General features: G+C 71.4%; 15 protein-coding genes. 14 read left to right on the top strand and 1 reads right to left on the bottom strand.

The annotated features are described in order from the left end of the window. The first annotated feature begins 19 nt into the window (after nucleotides 1-19). From ACZ6K0_RS08120 to ACZ6K0_RS08140, 5 genes are all read left to right on the top strand, one after another. On the top strand, nucleotides 20-385 hold the full coding sequence (locus ACZ6K0_RS08120) for a YraN family protein (RefSeq protein WP_469227537.1): 366 nt from the start codon (nucleotides 20-22) through the stop codon (nucleotides 383-385). Next, nucleotides 385-1,998: a YifB family Mg chelatase-like AAA ATPase gene (locus tag ACZ6K0_RS08125; protein ID WP_469227536.1), complete on the top strand. Its 1,614-nt coding sequence runs from the start codon at nucleotides 385-387 to the stop codon at nucleotides 1,996-1,998. Before ACZ6K0_RS08120 ends, ACZ6K0_RS08125 begins: the two co-directional genes overlap by 1 nt. Next, on the top strand, nucleotides 1,995-3,206 hold the full coding sequence (dprA, locus tag ACZ6K0_RS08130; RefSeq protein ID WP_469227535.1) for a DNA-processing protein DprA: 1,212 nt from the start codon (nucleotides 1,995-1,997) through the stop codon (nucleotides 3,204-3,206). The genes ACZ6K0_RS08125 and dprA overlap by 4 nt, the downstream gene beginning before the upstream one ends. Nucleotides 3,207-3,445: 239 nt before the next feature. Beyond that, entirely contained in the window at nucleotides 3,446-4,282 is an 837-nt protein-coding gene (gene whiG, locus ACZ6K0_RS08135; protein ID WP_376409563.1) for an RNA polymerase sigma factor WhiG, read from the top strand. A 54-nt stretch (nucleotides 4,283-4,336) separates the two neighbouring features. Continuing rightward, complete coding sequence (locus tag ACZ6K0_RS08140; protein ID WP_376409814.1) at nucleotides 4,337-4,903, top strand: TetR/AcrR family transcriptional regulator; 567 nt, start codon at nucleotides 4,337-4,339, stop codon at nucleotides 4,901-4,903. Nucleotides 4,904-4,967: 64 nt separating this feature from the next. On the opposite strand, the gene ACZ6K0_RS08145 is transcribed toward ACZ6K0_RS08140, so the two are convergent. Continuing rightward, nucleotides 4,968-5,417, bottom strand: a complete 450-nt coding sequence (locus ACZ6K0_RS08145; protein ID WP_469227534.1) for a murein hydrolase activator EnvC family protein — start codon at nucleotides 5,415-5,417, stop codon at nucleotides 4,968-4,970. A 255-nt stretch (nucleotides 5,418-5,672) separates the two neighbouring features. On the opposite strand from ACZ6K0_RS08145, the gene rpsB reads away from it, so the two are divergent. The 9 genes from rpsB (at nucleotide 5,673) to ACZ6K0_RS08190 (ending at nucleotide 15,587) form a co-directional block, all read left to right on the top strand. Further along, the gene (rpsB, locus tag ACZ6K0_RS08150) at nucleotides 5,673-6,611 is read left to right on the top strand and encodes a 30S ribosomal protein S2 (RefSeq protein ID WP_376409569.1); all 939 of its coding nucleotides are present in this window, start codon (nucleotides 5,673-5,675) and stop codon (nucleotides 6,609-6,611) included. Nucleotides 6,612-6,713: 102 nt separating this feature from the next. Next, the gene (tsf, locus tag ACZ6K0_RS08155; protein ID WP_376409572.1) at nucleotides 6,714-7,550 is read left to right on the top strand and encodes a translation elongation factor Ts; all 837 of its coding nucleotides are present in this window, start codon (nucleotides 6,714-6,716) and stop codon (nucleotides 7,548-7,550) included. Between the two features lie 163 nt (nucleotides 7,551-7,713). Then, nucleotides 7,714-8,478, top strand: a complete 765-nt coding sequence (gene pyrH, locus ACZ6K0_RS08160) for a UMP kinase (RefSeq protein WP_356677385.1) — start codon at nucleotides 7,714-7,716, stop codon at nucleotides 8,476-8,478. A 98-nt stretch (nucleotides 8,479-8,576) separates the two neighbouring features. Next, the gene (frr, locus tag ACZ6K0_RS08165; protein ID WP_024755672.1) at nucleotides 8,577-9,134 is read left to right on the top strand and encodes a ribosome recycling factor; all 558 of its coding nucleotides are present in this window, start codon (nucleotides 8,577-8,579) and stop codon (nucleotides 9,132-9,134) included. After that, nucleotides 9,134-10,237, top strand: a complete 1,104-nt coding sequence (locus tag ACZ6K0_RS08170) for a phosphatidate cytidylyltransferase (protein WP_376409576.1) — start codon at nucleotides 9,134-9,136, stop codon at nucleotides 10,235-10,237. The genes frr and ACZ6K0_RS08170 overlap by 1 nt, the downstream gene beginning before the upstream one ends. A 208-nt stretch (nucleotides 10,238-10,445) precedes the next feature. Then, a complete protein-coding gene (gene rlmN / locus ACZ6K0_RS08175) occupies nucleotides 10,446-11,558 on the top strand; it encodes a dual-specificity RNA methyltransferase RlmN (RefSeq protein WP_376409578.1) in 1,113 nt (370 codons plus the stop codon). A 254-nt stretch (nucleotides 11,559-11,812) separates the two neighbouring features. Then, entirely contained in the window at nucleotides 11,813-12,892 is a 1,080-nt protein-coding gene (locus ACZ6K0_RS08180; protein WP_469227982.1) for a thiamine ABC transporter substrate-binding protein, read from the top strand. A gap of 47 nt (nucleotides 12,893-12,939) precedes the next feature. Continuing rightward, complete coding sequence (locus ACZ6K0_RS08185; protein WP_469227980.1) at nucleotides 12,940-14,553, top strand: ABC transporter permease; 1,614 nt, start codon at nucleotides 12,940-12,942, stop codon at nucleotides 14,551-14,553. After that, nucleotides 14,553-15,587, top strand: coding sequence for an ABC transporter ATP-binding protein (locus tag ACZ6K0_RS08190; protein ID WP_469227533.1), 1,035 nt, complete (start codon nucleotides 14,553-14,555; stop codon nucleotides 15,585-15,587). The genes ACZ6K0_RS08185 and ACZ6K0_RS08190 overlap by 1 nt, the downstream gene beginning before the upstream one ends. Nucleotides 15,588-15,591: the final 4 nt, after the last annotated feature.

Genomic DNA, 15,591 nt, shown 5'->3' on the forward strand with positions numbered 1-15,591 from the left:
GTGACGGAGGTGGTACCGCATGAACAAGACCCAAGCCCTCGGACGGTACGGAGAACAGCTGGCGACCCGCCGGCTCACCGCGACCGGCATGCACATCCTCGCCCGCAACTGGCGCTGCGGCCGGGCCGGAGAGATCGACATCGTCGCCCGCGACGGCGACACCCTCGTCATCTGCGAGGTCAAAACCCGACGCCACGGCGGCTACGAACACCCGATGGCCGCCGTCACCCCGACCAAGGCCGAGCGCCTCCGCCGCCTCGCCGCCTGCTGGCTCGACCGCAGCGGCACCCCCGCCCCGGCGGGCGGCGTCCGCATCGACCTCGTCGGCATCGTCCTCCCTCGCAAGGGCGCCCCCGTCCTCACCCACGCACAAGGGGTGGCCTGATGGGATTCGCCCGCACCTGCTCCGTCGCCCTCGTCGGCGTCGAAGGCGTCGTCGTCGAAGTCCAGGCCGACCTCGAACCCGGCGTCGCCGCCTTCACCCTCGTCGGCCTCCCCGACAAGAGCCTCAGCGAAAGCCGCGACCGCGTCCGCGCCGCCGTCGTCAACTCCGGCGCCGAATGGCCCCAGAAGAAACTCACCGTCGGACTCAGCCCCGCATCCGTCCCCAAGAGCGGGAGCGGCTTCGACCTGGCGGTCGCGGCCGCCGTACTCGGCGCCGCCGAGCGCATCGACCCCCGCGCCATCGCCGACCTCGTCCTCATCGGCGAACTCGGACTCGACGGGCGCGTCCGCCCCGTCCGAGGCGTCCTGCCCGCCGTCCTCGCCGCCGCCGACGCGGGATACCGCCAGGTCGTCGTCCCCGAACAGACCGCCGGCGAAGCCGCGCTCGTCCCCGGCGTCTCCGTCCTCGGCGTCCGCACCCTCCGCCAGCTCATCGCCGTCCTCACCGACGAACCCGTCCCCGACGAGGAACCCACCGAGGAAGGGCGACCCGACGCCATGCTCGCCGGCCTCCTCGTCCCCGGCGCCGGCATCGGCACCGGACTCGCCGCCGACCCCACCGAAGGACCCGACCTCGCCGACGTCGCCGGCCAGCGCCGGGCCCGCCACGCCCTGGAGATCGCCGCCGCCGGCAGCCACCACCTCCTGCTCTCCGGCCCACCCGGCGCCGGAAAGACCATGCTCGCCGAACGACTCCCCGGCATCCTCCCGCCCCTCACCCGACAGGAATCCCTCGAAGTCACCGCCGTCCACTCCGTCGCCGGCATCCTCCCGCCGGGCGAACCCCTCGTCCGCCGCGCCCCCTACTGCGCACCCCACCACTCCGCGACCATGCAGTCCCTCGTCGGCGGCGGCAACGGCCTCCCCAGGCCCGGCGCCGTCTCCCTCGCACACCGCGGCATCCTCTTCCTCGACGAAGCCCCCGAGTTCTCCGGCAAGGTCCTCGACGCACTCCGCCAGCCCCTCGAATCCGGACACGTCGTCATCGCCCGCGCCGCCGGCGTCGTCCGCCTCCCCGCCCGCTTCCTCCTCGCGCTCGCCGCCAACCCCTGCCCCTGCGGACGGCACACCCTCCACGGCGCCGGCTGCGAATGCCCCGCCTCCCTCATCCGCCGCTACCAGGCCCGCCTCTCCGGCCCCCTCCTCGACCGCGTCGACCTCCGCGTCGAGGCCGAACCCGTCACCCGCGCCGACCTCCTGGGACGCGGCGGGCGGGGCGAGACCACCGCCACCGTCGCCGCCCGCGTCCACGAGGCCAGAGCCCGCGCCACCGCCCGCCTCGCCGACACCCCCTGGAGCGTCAACAGCGAGATCCCCGGACACGAACTCCGTACGCGCTACCTCGCCGCACCCGGCGCCCTCGCCGCCGCCGAACGCGACATCGACCGCGGACTCCTCACCGCCCGCGGCCTCGACCGCGTCCTCCGCGTCGCCTGGACCGTCGCCGACCTCGCCGGACACGACCGGCCCGACAGCGAGGACATCGCCCTCGCCCTCGAAATGCGCACCGGCATCGCCCGCGGCGTGCCCGTCGGAGCGGGGGAGCGCCCATGACCGGCGGCCGCAACACACCGGACAACAACCCCGACACCCCGTGGACCGCACACACCACCGACACCACGGACGAGCGAATCGCCCGCGCCGCCCTCACCCGAGCCGTCGAACCCGGCGACGAGCACGCCGGCCGCTGGCTCCGCCACTTCGGAGCCATCGGCTTCCTCGACCGCCTCCTCCACCCCGGCGACGACCCCTTCCCCGGCACCGGAGCGCGACGCGTCGACGGCTGGCGACGACGCGCCACCACCGCCGACCCCGCCCGCGACCTCGACACCGTCCACCGGCTCGGCGGACGCTTCCTCGTCCCCGGCGACACCGAATGGCCCCGTCAACTCGACGACCTCGGCCACGCCCGCCCCCTCGGCCTCTGGATCAGAGGCCCCGCCGACCTGCGCACCTGGGCCCTGCGCTCCGTCGCCCTCGTCGGAGCCCGCGCCTGCACCCCCTACGGCGCCCACATCGCCGCCGACCTCGCCACCGGCCTCGCCCGACAGGGCTGGGTCGTCGTCTCCGGAGCCGCCTACGGCATCGACGGCGCCGCCCACCGCGGCGCCCTCGCCGCCGGCGGAGCCACCGTCGCCGTCCTCGCCTGCGGCGTCGACACCCCGTACCCCCGAGGCCACGCCGGGCTCATCGGCCGCATCGCCGAACAAGGACTCGTCGTCGGAGAACTCCCACCCGACAGCCACCCCACACCCAGCCGGTTCATCCTCCGCAACCGCGTGATCGCCGCCCTCACCCGCGGCACCGTCGTCGTCGAGGCCCAGCACCGCAGCGGCTCCCTCGTCACCGCCCGGGCCGCCACCCGCCTCGGCCGCCACACCATGGGCGTCCCCGGGCCCGCCACCAGCGCACTCTCCGCCGGCGTCCACGAACTCCTCCGCGGCGACGCCACCCTCGTCACCGACGCCCAGGAGATCATCGAACTCGTCGGCGACATGGGCGAACTCGCCCCCGCCCGCCGCGGCCCCGTCCTCCCGCGCGACCTCCTCGCACCCGCCACCGCGCACATCCTCGAAGCCGTCCCCGCCCGCGGCCCCACCCCCACCACCGTCATCGCCCGCCGAGCCGGAACCACCCCCGACGACACCCTCGCGAAGCTGTACGAACTGCACTCCCTCGGCTTCGTCGAACGACACGGAGAAGGCTGGCAGTTGACGAACACGGCCACACAGGGTTCGAACGCGCGGCGAGGCGATACTTGACCTGGAGCATTCGGGTGACAGGGTGAAGCCGATGAGCAACCGAGTTCTCTCGGCCGGATCCGAGGGGTCGACACGCGCCACGGCCCGGGTTCGAAGATGTGGCCGAGGGTGTCCACCCCGACCGGCGCGATCCACCGATGTTCGCGCACCGCGACAGCGCACTCACGCTACGCTCACCAGGATTCCCCACAGGACACCCCCGACGACACCCCCGACAGCAGAACGGCTCAAGGCAACGCATGCCCCAGCACACCTCCGGGTCTGACCGCGCTGCGGTGCCCCCAGCAGCCCGGGGCGCCGTGCGACCACCCGCACCGACCTCCCTCGACGAGCTGTGGCGGTCGTACAAGGACACGGGCGACGAGCGGCTGCGGGAGCAGCTGATCCTGCACTACTCGCCCCTCGTCAAGTACGTGGCCGGACGGGTCAGCGTGGGGCTGCCGTCCAACGTGGAACAGGCCGACTTCGTCTCCTCCGGGGTCTTCGGCCTCATCGACGCCATCGAGAAGTTCGACGTCGAGCGCGCCATCAAGTTCGAGACCTACGCGATCACCCGCATCCGCGGCGCCATGATCGACGAACTCCGCGCCCTGGACTGGATCCCGCGCTCCGTCCGCCAGAAGGCCCGCAACGTCGAACGCGCCTACGCGACCCTCGAAGCCCAGCTCAGGCGCACCCCCTCCGAGAGCGAAGTCGCCGCGGAGATGGACGTCACGCTGGAGGAACTGCACGCGGTTTTCAGCCAGTTGTCCCTGGCGAACGTAGTCGCCCTGGAAGAGCTGCTGCACGTCGGCGGCGAGGGCGGCGACCGCCTCTCCCTGATGGACACCCTGGAGGACACGGCGGCGGACAACCCCGTCGAGGTCGCCGAGGGCCGCGAGCTGCGCCGACTGCTCGCCCGGGCGATCAACACCCTCCCCGAGCGGGAGAAGACCGTCGTCACGCTCTACTACTACGAGGGCCTCACGCTCGCCGAGATCGGCAACGTCCTCGGCGTCACCGAGAGCCGCGTCAGCCAGATCCACACCAAGTCGGTCCTCCAGCTCCGCGCCAAGCTGGCCGACGTCGGACGCTGAGCCACTCGGGGCCGGTCGTACAGTGGAGCCGTGCCCAGGATTCGAGCGGCCTCCGTGGCCGAGCACCGGACGATGCAGCGAGGCGCCCTGCTGGACGCCGCGCGTTCCCTGCTGTCCGAGGGCGGTACGGAGGCGTTGACCTTCCCCGCACTCGCCGAGCGCACGGGCCTGGCCCGGTCCTCGGTGTACGAGTACTTCCGATCGCGCGCGGCCGTCGTCGAAGAGCTGTGCGCCGTCGACTTCCCCGTCTGGGCCGCCGAGGTCGAGACCGCCATGGCCGGCGCCGATACGCCCGAGGGCAAGGTCGAGGCGTACGTCCGCACCCAGCTGACCCTGGTCGGGGACCGGCGCCACCGGGCGGTCGTCGCCATCTCGGCGAGCGAACTGGACGACGGCGCCCGCGAGAAGATCCGCGCGGCCCACGGCGGCCTCGTCGCCATGATCGTCGAAGCCCTCGCCGCCCTGGGCCAGCCCGAGCCCCGCCTGGGCGCCATGCTGCTCCAGGGCGTCGTCGACGCGGCCGTCCGCCGCATCGAACTCGGCGCCGCGGAGGAACCCACGGCCATCGCGGAAGCCGCGGTCACCATGGCCCTCCACGGAGTGGCCGGCCCCCGCACCTGACCTTTAGGGCCCCCTCCCCCCTCCCCCCCCGCCCTCCCGCCCCCGTGCCCTTGTGCCGCGTGTGTCAGCCGCCTGGGGGCAGCAGGCGGGACGGGGGCCTTCTCGTCAGGGTGAGCGGGTTCAGGTAGGTGGTGCCGCGGAGCAGGCCCCAGTGGAGGCAGGTCCGTGGGCAGTGGGTGTTCGGGGCGACCCGGGCCACGGGGGTTCCGGGGGTGACCCGGGTGCCCGCCTTCACCAGGGGGGTCACGGGGGAGAAGGTCGTGCGCAGTGGGGGAGTGCCCGTGCCCGGGAGGGTGAGGGTGAGGACTCCTCGGCCGCCGACCGGGCCCGCGAAGGTGACCGTGCCCGCGGCCGGGGCGAGGACGGGGGTGTCGGGTGGCGCCGCCAGGTCGATGCCGCGGTGGCCGGGGCCGTACGGGCCTGCCGGGGGTTGCCAGCCGCGGAGGATGTCCGGCGGGGGCGGGCCCACCGGCCACAGCAGGCCGAGGGCCAGGAACAGGGTCATGAGGTGCATGGGGGAAGACTCCCCCGGGTGACCGGTTCGCGGGGGTCGGAGACGGTATCTGTGGAGTACCCGCCGGTTGTGGACAGTGCCGTCACCCGTGGCTCTCCGGGTCCCGTACACTTCCTATGGCGACTCGGGTCACCGGGTCGACTTCGCACGCCCCGCCATAACCCTCACGGGTCATGGCAGCGCCTTTCGGTCCCTTGTGGGCATGGCGCGTCGGGGCGTCAGGAATACAACCGAGAAACCCAAGGAGATACGGCCATGGCCGTCGTCACGATGCGGGAGCTGCTGGAAAGCGGCGTCCACTTCGGTCACCAGACCCGTCGTTGGAACCCGAAGATGCGTCGCTTCATCTTCACGGAGCGCAACGGCATCTACATCATCGACCTGCTCCAGTCGCTGTCGTACATCGACCGCGCCTACGAGTTCGTCAAGGAGACCGTCGCGCACGGCGGCTCCATCATGTTCGTCGGTACGAAGAAGCAGGCCCAGGAGGCCATCGCCGAGCAGGCGACGCGTGTCGGCATGCCGTACGTCAACCAGCGTTGGCTCGGTGGCATGCTCACCAACTTCTCCACCGTCTACAAGCGTCTGCAGCGCCTCAAGGAGCTTGAGCAGATCGACTTCGAGGATGTGGCCGCGTCCGGCCTCACCAAGAAGGAGCTCCTGGTCCTCTCCCGCGAGAAGGGCAAGCTGGAGAAGACCCTTGGCGGTATCCGCGAGATGTCCAAGGTGCCCAGCGCCGTCTGGATCGTGGACACCAAGAAGGAGCACATCGCCGTCGGCGAGGCTCGCAAGCTCAAGATCCCGGTCGTCGCGATCCTCGACACCAACTGCGACCCCGACGAGGTCGACTACAAGATCCCGGGCAACGACGACGCGATCCGCTCCGTCACCCTGCTCACCCGCGTGATCGCCGACGCTGTCGCCGAGGGCCTCATCGCCCGCTCCGGCGCCGCGACCGGCGACTCGAAGCCGGGCGAGAAGGCCGCCGGCGAGCCCCTCGCCGAGTGGGAGCGCGACCTGCTCGAGGGTGAGAAGAAGGCCGACGACGCCGCCGAGGTCCAGACCTCCGCCGAGACCGAGAAGGTCGCGGACGCCGAGGCTGCCGACACCGCCGAGGTCGTCGCCGAGGCCGAGGCCGAGGTCGTCGCCGAGGTCGTCGCCGAGGCTCCGGCCGCGGACGCCGAGCAGGCCTGACCCTTCAGGACCTTCGGGTGACGACGGCGGGGGCCCACGAAGCCCCCGCCGTCCACCCGTGGACCCGCCCGATCTTTCAGACTTCGAGAGAGAAACAGACTCATGGCGAACTACACCGCCGCTGACGTCAAGAAGCTCCGCGAGCTCACCGGCGCCGGCATGATGGACTGCAAGAAGGCCCTGGACGAGGCCGACGGCGATGTCGACAAGGCCGTAGAGGCCCTGCGCATCAAGGGCCAGAAGGGTGTCGCCAAGCGCGAGGGCCGCTCCGCCGAGAACGGCGCCGTGGTCTCCCTCATCGCCGACGACAACACCTCCGGTGTCCTCGTCGAGCTGAAGTGCGAGACGGACTTCGTCGCCAAGAGCGAGAAGTTCCAGGTCGTCGCCGACCAGCTCGCCGCCCACGTCGCCGCCACCTCCCCGGCCGACCTCGCCGCGCTGCTCGCGTCCGAGATCGAGGCCGGCAAGACCGTGCAGGCGTTCGTCGACGAGGCCAACGCCAACCTCGGCGAGAAGATCGTCCTGGACCGCTTCGCGCAGTACACCGACGGCTTCGTCTTCTCGTACATGCACCGCACGATGCCGGACCTCCCGCCGCAGATCGGTGTCCTCGTCGAGTTCGACAAGGCCGACGCCGCCGTCGCCAAGGGTGTCGCCCAGCACATCGCCGCCTTCGCGCCGAAGTACCTCACCCGTGAGGACGTTCCGGCCGAGGTCGTCGAGACCGAGCGTCGCGTCGCCGAGGAGACCACCCGCGCCGAGGGCAAGCCCGAGGCCGCGCTCCCGAAGATCGTCGAGGGTCGCGTCAACGGCTTCTTCAAGGACGCGACGCTGCTCGGTCAGCCGTACGCCCTTGACAACAAGAAGTCCGTCCAGCAGGTCCTGGACGAGGCCGGTGTCACCCTGAAGCGCTTCACGCGCATCAAGGTCGGCATCTGAGTCCGTCCGCGAACGCGACGGACACCGGACCCCGGTAGGGTCTGAGGCAGTCGTCCGCCCCCGCGCAGGACGACCGCAGATCTGACGAGGAGGCCATTGCCGTACGGGATACCGCGAGGACCCAAGGCAATGGCCTCCTTCGTATGTGCACGAGGAGATCTCCATGAACCAGGGCGCCGTACAGGGCGACGACAACAACGGCAAAAAGGCCGGCCGCTACATGCTGAAGCTGTCCGGAGAAGCCTTCTCCGGCGGTACCGGCCTGGGCGTCGACCCCAACGTCGTGCACGCCATCGCGCGTGAGATCGCGGCGGTCGTACGCGACGGCGCGGAGATCGCGGTGGTGATCGGCGGCGGCAACTTCTTCCGTGGCGCCGAGCTCCAGCAGCGCGGCATGGACCGGGCCCGCTCCGACTACATGGGCATGCTCGGCACCGTGATGAACTGCCTCGCCCTCCAGGACTTCCTGGAGAAGGAAGGCATCGACTCGCGCGTCCAGACCGCCATCACCATGGGCCAGGTCGCCGAGCCGTACATTCCGCTGCGCGCCGTGCGCCACCTGGAGAAGGGCCGCGTGGTCATCTTCGGCGCGGGCATGGGCATGCCCTACTTCTCCACCGACACCACCGCGGCCCAGCGGGCCCTGGAGATCGACGCCGAGGCCCTGCTCATGGGCAAGAACGGCGTCGACGGGGTCTACGACTCCGACCCGAAGGCCAACCCCCACGCGGTCAAGTTCGACGCGCTGGAGTACGGCGAGGTGCTCTCCCGCGACCTCAAGGTCGCCGACGCCACCGCCATCACCCTGTGCCGGGACAACAAGCTCCCGATCCTCGTCTTCGAACTGCTCACCGAGGGCAATATCGCTCGCGCGGTGAAGGGTGAGAAGATCGGCACGCTCGTGAGCGACCAGGGCACCCGGGCCTGACACCCGAACCGGGAACCGCCCCGCAAGGGGATGGGACAGAGCCCTGCCGGTCGTACCCACCGTGCAGGACACAACGCGACGACACGCAGGAGCATGTGGTGATCGAAGAGACCCTCCTCGAGGCCGAGGAGAAGATGGAGAAGGCCGTCGTGGTCGCCAAGGAGGACTTCGCCGCGATCCGCACCGGCCGTGCGCACCCGGCGATGTTCAACAAGATCGTGGCGGACTACTACGGCGCCATCACCCCCATCAACCAGCTTGCGTCGTTCTCCGTTCCGGAGCCGCGCATGGCCGTGGTGACCCCGTTCGACAAGAGCGCGCTGCGCAACATCGAGCAGGCGATCCGTGACTCGGACCTCGGCGTCAACCCGAGCAACGACGGCAACATCATCCGGGTGGTGTTCCCCGAGCTGACCGAGGAGCGCCGCCGGGAGTACATCAAGGTGGCCAAGGGCAAGGCCGAGGACTCGAAGATCTCGATCCGCGCCGTGCGCCGCAAGGCCAAGGAGTCCATCGACAAGCTCGTCAAGGACGGCGAGGTCGGCGAGGACGACGGCCGTCGCGCGGAGAAGGAGCTCGACGACACCACCGCGAAGTACGTCGCGCAGGTGGACGAGCTGCTCAAGCACAAGGAAGCCGAGCTGCTCGAGGTCTGATGAACGACTCTTCCTGGGGGGCCCCGGGCGGCATCGGCCGCCGGGGACCCGACCAGGGGCCTGCCCCGGCGGGTCCCGCAGACGATCGGCATCAGGCGGCGCAGACTCGGCCCATGCCCATCGTGCCCGACGTTCCCGCCGGCGGATTCCAGGACGGTCACAGCCGGGGGGCCGCTCACCAGAGCGGTCCCCTGTTCCGTGACGAGACGCCGCACGAGCACCCGCAGGAGCCCATGTCCAGCCCCACCCCGCCTCCGCCGCCCGCGCCGACGGCGCCACGGCAGAAGAAGAGCGCGGGGCGTGACCTGGGCGCGGCCATAGGGGTCGGAGTCGGTCTCGGCGCCGTCATCGCCGCCTCGCTGTTCATCTGGAAGCCGGCGTTCGTCGGGGTGATCGCGGTCGCCGTGGTCGTCGGGCTGTGGGAGCTCACGTCCCGCCTCCAGGAGCGCAAGGCCATCAAGGCTCCGCTGGTGCCGCTCGCGGTCGGCGGTGCGGCGATGGTCGTCGCCGGCTACGTCCGGGGCCCGGAGGGCGCCTGGGTGGCGATGGCGCTGACGGCGCTCGCGGTACTCGTCTGGCGGATGACGGAGCCCCCCGAGGGCTACCTGAAGGACGTCACGGCGGGTGTCTTCGCCGCGTTCTACGTGCCGTTCCTGGCGACGTTCGTGGCGATGCTGCTGACCGCGGACGACGGTCCGCAGCGGGTGCTGACCTTCCTGATCCTGACGGTGGTCAGCGACACCGGGGCGTACGCGGTCGGCTGGCGCTTCGGCAAGCACAAGCTGGCGCCGAGGATCAGCCCCGGCAAGACCCGTGAGGGTCTCGGCGGGGCGGTGGCGTTCGCGATGGCGGCGGGCGCGCTGTGCATGGAGTTCATGATCGACGACGGGACCTGGTGGCAGGGTCTGCTCCTGGGTCTGGCGGTGGCGGCGAGCGCGACGCTCGGTGACCTCGGCGAGTCGATGATCAAGCGCGATCTCGGCATCAAGGACATGGGCACGCTGCTCCCGGGCCACGGCGGGATCATGGACCGGCTGGACTCGTTGCTGCCGACGGCGCCGGTGGTGTGGTTGCTGCTCGCGCTGTTCGTGGGGACGGGCTGACCGGCCGGTCGGTTTCCTCCGTCGACAGGTGTTGACGGACAGCGGGTACTCTGGAAGGGCTCGTGGCGCGTGCGCTGCGGGCCCTTCCGCCGTCCTCGCCGCCGTGAGGACGCTCCAGTGAGGTCTCCTGGCTTCGGCATCGTCATGCCGCGCTTCCCGCCGACGCGGGGCTGTCCGGACCTCGTGCCGTCTGAGGAGACACCCGATCGTGGCCCGTCCTGTGCCCGGAGAACTCACTTTCATCGCCCCCAAGGGAGCCAAGAAGCCGCCGCGGCACCTGGCGGACCTCACGCCCGCCGAGCGGAAGGAAGCCGTCGCCGCGACCGGCGAGAAGCCCTTCCGCGCCAAGCAGCTGTCGCAGCACTACTTCGCTCGGTACGCGCACGACCCCGCGCAGTGGACCGACATCCCGGCGGCCTCGCGGGAGAAGCTTGCCGAGGCGCTGCTGCCCGACCTGATGTCCGTGGTGCGGCACATCTCGTGCGACGACGACACCACCCGTAAGACCCTGTGGCGGCTGCACGACGGCACGCTCGTCGAGTCGGTGCTCATGCGCTACCCGGAGCGGGTGACCATGTGCATCTCCTCGCAGGCCGGCTGCGGCATGAACTGCCCGTTCTGCGCGACCGGGCAGGCGGGGCTCGACCGGAACCTGTCGACCGCCGAGATCGTGCACCAGATCGTGGACGGCATGCGGTCCCTGCGGGACGGGGAGGTGCCCGGGGGACCGGCGCGCCTTTCGAACATCGTGTTCATGGGCATGGGCGAGCCGCTCGCCAACTACAAGCGGGTCGTCGGCGCGATCCGCCGGCTCACCGACCCCGAGCCGGACGGCCTGGGGCTCTCGCAGCGCGGGATCACCGTGTCCACGGTCGGTCTCGTGCCGGCGATGCAGCGCTTCGCCGACGAGGGCTTCAAGTGCCGTCTCGCGGTCTCGCTGCACGCCCCGGACGACGAGCTGCGCGACACCCTGGTGCCGGTGAACACGCGCTGGAAGGTGCGCGAGGTCCTCGACGCCGCCTGGGAGTACGCGGAGAAGTCGGGGCGCCGGATCTCCATCGAGTACGCGCTCATCCGCGACATCAACGACCAGGCGTGGCGCGGCGACCTCCTCGGCAGGCTGCTGAAGAACAAGCGGGTCCACGTCAACCTGATCCCGCTGAACCCGACGCCCGGTTCGAAGTGGACGGCGTCCCGTCCGGAGGACGAGCGGGCGTTCGTCGACGCCATCGCCCGCCACGGCGTTCCGGTGACCGTCCGGGACACCCGCGGTCAGGAGATCGACGGTGCCTGTGGACAGCTGGCGGCCTCCGAACGCTGACCTTGTACTCTGAGCTCGAACACATCTTCATATTCCGACAGGGGAGCGCCACAGCGCTGAGAGTGCGGTGACCGTAGACCGCAGACCCTCTGAACCTTGCCCAGGTCATTCTGGGTAGGAAGTTCGGTCGTTAACTCAAGCTGTTGCGCCCTGCCCGCGTCCGGTTCCGCCGGACGTGGGCAGGGCCGCGTCTCTTCCTGGTCAACCCAGGAGGAATCTCAGTGAGCACCACCATTTCGGCGAGCACGAAGAGAATGGCCGCTGCCGCGCTCGTCGCGGCGCTGGGCGTCACCACGCTCGCCGCCTGCGGCGCGGAGGACGTCCGCGACGCCGCGGGCAAGACCGGCGCGCCCGCACCGAAGACCGTGACCCTCGTGAGCCACGACTCCTTCAACGCCTCCAAGGAGGTCCTGAAGGAGTTCACGGCGCAGACCGGTTTCACGGTCAAGGTCCTCAAGGCCGGCGACGCGGGCGAGGCCGTCAACAAGGAGATCCTGACCAAGGGCTCCCCGCAGGGTGACGTCTTCTTCGGCGTCGACAACACCCTGCTGTCCCGCGCCCTCGACAACGGGATCTTCGTCCCGTACGAGGCGAAGGGCGTGGACCGGATCCCGGCCGCGTACCGCCTCGACAAGGAGCAGCGGGTCACGCCCGTCGACTCCGGCGACATCTGCGTCAACTACGACAAGAAGTACTTCGCCGACAAGAAGCTGGCGCCGCCGCAGACCTTCGACGACCTGGCGAAGCCGGCGTACAAGGACCTGCTCGTCGTCGAGAACCCCGAGCGGTCCTCCCCGGGTCTTGGCTTCCTCCTCGGTACGGCCGCGAAGTTCGGCGACGAGGGCTGGCAGGACTACTGGAAGAAGCTGAAGGCCAACGGCGTGAAGACCGTCGACAGCTGGGAGCTCGCCTACAACCAGGAGTTCTCCGGTTCGGCAGGCGGCAAGCAGGCCAAGGGCGACCGGCCGCTCGTCGTGTCGTACGCCTCCAGCCCGCCGGTCGAGGTGCTGTACGGCGAGCCGCAGCCGAAGGTGGCGCCGACCGGCGTCTCCACCGGTACCTGCTTCCGGCAGATCGAGTTCGCGGGCCTGCTGAACGGGGCGAAGAACCCCGAGGGCGGCAAGGCGCTGATCGACTTCCTGATCTCGAAGAAGTTCCAGGACGACATGCCGCTCCAGATGTTCGTCAACCCGGTCGCCAAGGACGCGACGCTGCCGGAGCTCTTCACGAAGCACGGTGTGGTCGTCGACGAGCCGGAGACCATGGCGCCCGAGAAGATCGCCGAGAAGCGTGACCCGTGGATCCAGCAGTGGTCGTCGCTCGTCCTGAAGTAGTGCGGGGCCGGGGCGACCTCCGGAGGAGCGCGGCGCGGCTGGGGCTGATGGCCCTGCCCGTCGCGTTCTTCGGGATCTTCTTCGCCTGGCCCGTCGTGTCGATCGTCGACCGGGGGCTGCGGCCCGACGGCGCCTGGCGGTTCGGTCGCATCGGCGAGACGCTGAGCCGGCCGGAGATCCTCGACGTGCTCGGCTTCACCGTGTGGCAGGCGGCGGCCTCCACCGGTCTGACCTTGCTCGTGGCGCTGCCGGGGGCGTACGTCTTCGCGCGTTTCGCGTTCCCGGGCAAGGGTGTGCTGCGGGCCGTGGTCACGGTGCCGTTCGTGCTGCCGACGGTCCTCGTCGGCACGGCCTTCCTGGCGGTCGTCGGCCGGGGCGGTCTGACGGACGAGCTGTGGGGGCTGCGGCTCGACACCAGCGTGTGGGCGATCCTCCTCGCGCACGTGTTCTTCAACTACGCGGTCGTCGTGCGGACCGTCGGCGGCCTCTGGTCGCAGCTCGACCCGCGCCAGGAGGAGGCCGCGCGGGTCCTCGGCGCCTCGCGCTGGACGGCCTGGCGGACGGTGACCCTGCCCGCGCTCGTGCCGGCGGTGTCGGCGGCCGCCCTGATGGTCTTCCTCTTCACCTTCACCTCCTTCGGTGTCGTACAGATCCTCGGCGGGGACGCGTACTCGACGCTTGAGGCCGAGATCTACCGGCAGACCGCCCGGCTGCTCGACCTGCCGACGGCCGCCGTCCTCACCCTCGTGCAGTTCGCCGCGGTCGGGGCGATCCTGGCCGTGCACGCCCGGACGGTACGGCGGCGGGAGACGGCGCTGCGGCTCGTACCGCCGGAGACGACCGCGCGCCGGCCGCGCGGCATCGGGCAGTGGGCGCTGCTCGCGGGCGTCCTCGTCTCGGTGGCGGTGCTGATCCTGCTGCCGCTCGGCGTGCTCGTGGAGCGCTCCTTCGCGGGGCCGCACGGCTACGGGCTCGGCTACTACCGGGCGCTCGGCTCGCTCGACGAGTCCGGCACCTTCCTCGTGCCGCCGCTGGAGGCGATCGGGAACTCGCTGCGGTACGCGGTGGCCGCCACGGCCATCGCGGTGCTGATCGGCGGGCTCGCGGCGGCGGCCCTCACCCGGCGGGCCGGCCGGCTCGTGCGGGGCTTCGACGCGCTGCTGATGCTGCCGCTCGGGGTGTCGGCGGTCACCGTCGGCTTCGGGTTCCTCATCACGCTCGACGAGCCGCCGTTCGACCTGCGGGCCAGCTGGATCCTCGTGCCGCTCGCGCAGGCCCTGGTCGGCGTCCCCTTCGTCGTACGGACGATGCTGCCGGTGCTGCGGGCGGTCGACGAGCGGCTGCGGGAGGCGGCGGCCGTGCTCGGCGCGTCGCCGTGGCGGGCCTGGCGGGAGGTGGACCTGCCGCTGGTGCGGCGGGCGCTGCTCATCGCCGCCGGGTTCGCCTTCGCCGTCTCGCTCGGCGAGTTCGGCGCGACCGTCTTCATCGCCCGGCCCGACAGTCCGACGCTGCCGGTGGCGGTGGCCCGGCTGCTCGGGCGGCCCGGTGAGCTCAACTACGGCCAGGCGATGGCCCTCTCGACGATTCTGATGGTGGTGTGCGCGGTGTCCCTGCTCCTGCTGGAACGGCTGCGCACCGAGCGGACCTCCGGGGAGTTCTGATGCTTTCGATCCAGGACGCGACCGTACGGTTCGGGGAGCGGGCCGCGCTCGATGCCGTGGACCTGGAGGTCGCGGAGCACGAGATCGTGTGCGTCCTCGGCCCCAGCGGCAGCGGCAAGTCGACGCTGCTCCGGGCCGTCGCGGGGCTCCAGCCGCTCGACGGCGGCCGGGTGCTGCTCGGCGGCGCCGACCAGACGGGGGTGCCGGTGCACCGGCGGGGCGTCGGGCTGATGTTCCAGGACCACCAGCTGTTCCCGCAGCGGGACGTCGGCGGCAACATCGCCTTCGGGCCCCGGATGCGCGGGGCGGCCAAGGCCGAACAGACGGAGCGCGTACGGGAGCTGCTCGACCTCGTCGGGCTGCCGGGGGCCGAGCGGCGCTCGGTGGCCGCGCTCTCCGGCGGCGAGCAGCAGCGGGTGGCGCTGGCCAGGGCGCTGGCGCCGCGGCCCCGGCTCCTCATGCTGGACGAGCCTCTCGGGCAGCTCGACCGGGGACTGCGGGAGCGGCTCGTCGTCGAGCTGCGGCAGCTGTTCGGGCGGCTCGGGACGACGGTCCTGGCCGTCACCCACGACCAGGGCGAGGCCTTCGCGCTCGCCGACCGGGTCGTGGTGATGCGGGACGGGCGGATCGCCCAGTCGGGTGGGCCCGTCGAGGTGTGGTCGCGGCCGGCCTCGGAGTTCGTGGCCCGCTTCCTCGGCTTCGACAACGTGGTGGCGGCGCGGGTCGTCGGCACGGTCGCGGAGACCGTGTGGGGGAAGGTCCCGGTGCCGGAGGGCTCGCCGCAGGGGGAGCGGCGGCTCCTCGTCCGGCCGGGCGGGGTGCGTCTCGTCCCGCGGGAGTCGCCGGGGTCGGGGGAGTCGGACGCGTGGACCGTCGAGTCGCGGACCTTCCGGGGCGACCGTGTCGTCGTACGGCTCCGGCCGGTGGACGGGCCGCCGCTGGAGGCGGAGTTCCCGCTGAGCGAGGCGCCGGCGCTGGGGGCCGGGGTGGGCGTGGGGTTCGCGGTGGAGGACGTCGTGGTGCTCGGCGACTGACCCG

Source organism: Streptomyces sp. NPDC042346 (genome assembly GCF_055581845.1).

Coding starts and splice junctions, on each gene's coding strand:
- ACZ6K0_RS08125 (WP_469227536.1), top strand. CDS start 385: ATGGGATTCGCCCGCACCTGCTCCGTCGCCCTCGTCGGCGTCGAAGGC.
- ACZ6K0_RS08120 (WP_469227537.1), top strand. CDS start 20: ATGAACAAGACCCAAGCCCTCGGACGGTACGGAGAACAGCTGGCGACC.
- whiG (WP_376409563.1), top strand. CDS start 3,446: ATGCCCCAGCACACCTCCGGGTCTGACCGCGCTGCGGTGCCCCCAGCA.
- ACZ6K0_RS08180 (WP_469227982.1), top strand. CDS start 11,813: ATGGCCGCTGCCGCGCTCGTCGCGGCGCTGGGCGTCACCACGCTCGCC.
- tsf (WP_376409572.1), top strand. CDS start 6,714: ATGGCGAACTACACCGCCGCTGACGTCAAGAAGCTCCGCGAGCTCACC.
- ACZ6K0_RS08190 (WP_469227533.1), top strand. CDS start 14,553: ATGCTTTCGATCCAGGACGCGACCGTACGGTTCGGGGAGCGGGCCGCG.
- dprA (WP_469227535.1), top strand. CDS start 1,995: ATGACCGGCGGCCGCAACACACCGGACAACAACCCCGACACCCCGTGG.
- rpsB (WP_376409569.1), top strand. CDS start 5,673: ATGGCCGTCGTCACGATGCGGGAGCTGCTGGAAAGCGGCGTCCACTTC.
- ACZ6K0_RS08170 (WP_376409576.1), top strand. CDS start 9,134: ATGAACGACTCTTCCTGGGGGGCCCCGGGCGGCATCGGCCGCCGGGGA.
- ACZ6K0_RS08145 (WP_469227534.1), bottom strand. CDS start 5,417: ATGCACCTCATGACCCTGTTCCTGGCCCTCGGCCTGCTGTGGCCGGTG.
- pyrH (WP_356677385.1), top strand. CDS start 7,714: ATGAACCAGGGCGCCGTACAGGGCGACGACAACAACGGCAAAAAGGCC.
- ACZ6K0_RS08185 (WP_469227980.1), top strand. CDS start 12,940: ATGGCCCTGCCCGTCGCGTTCTTCGGGATCTTCTTCGCCTGGCCCGTC.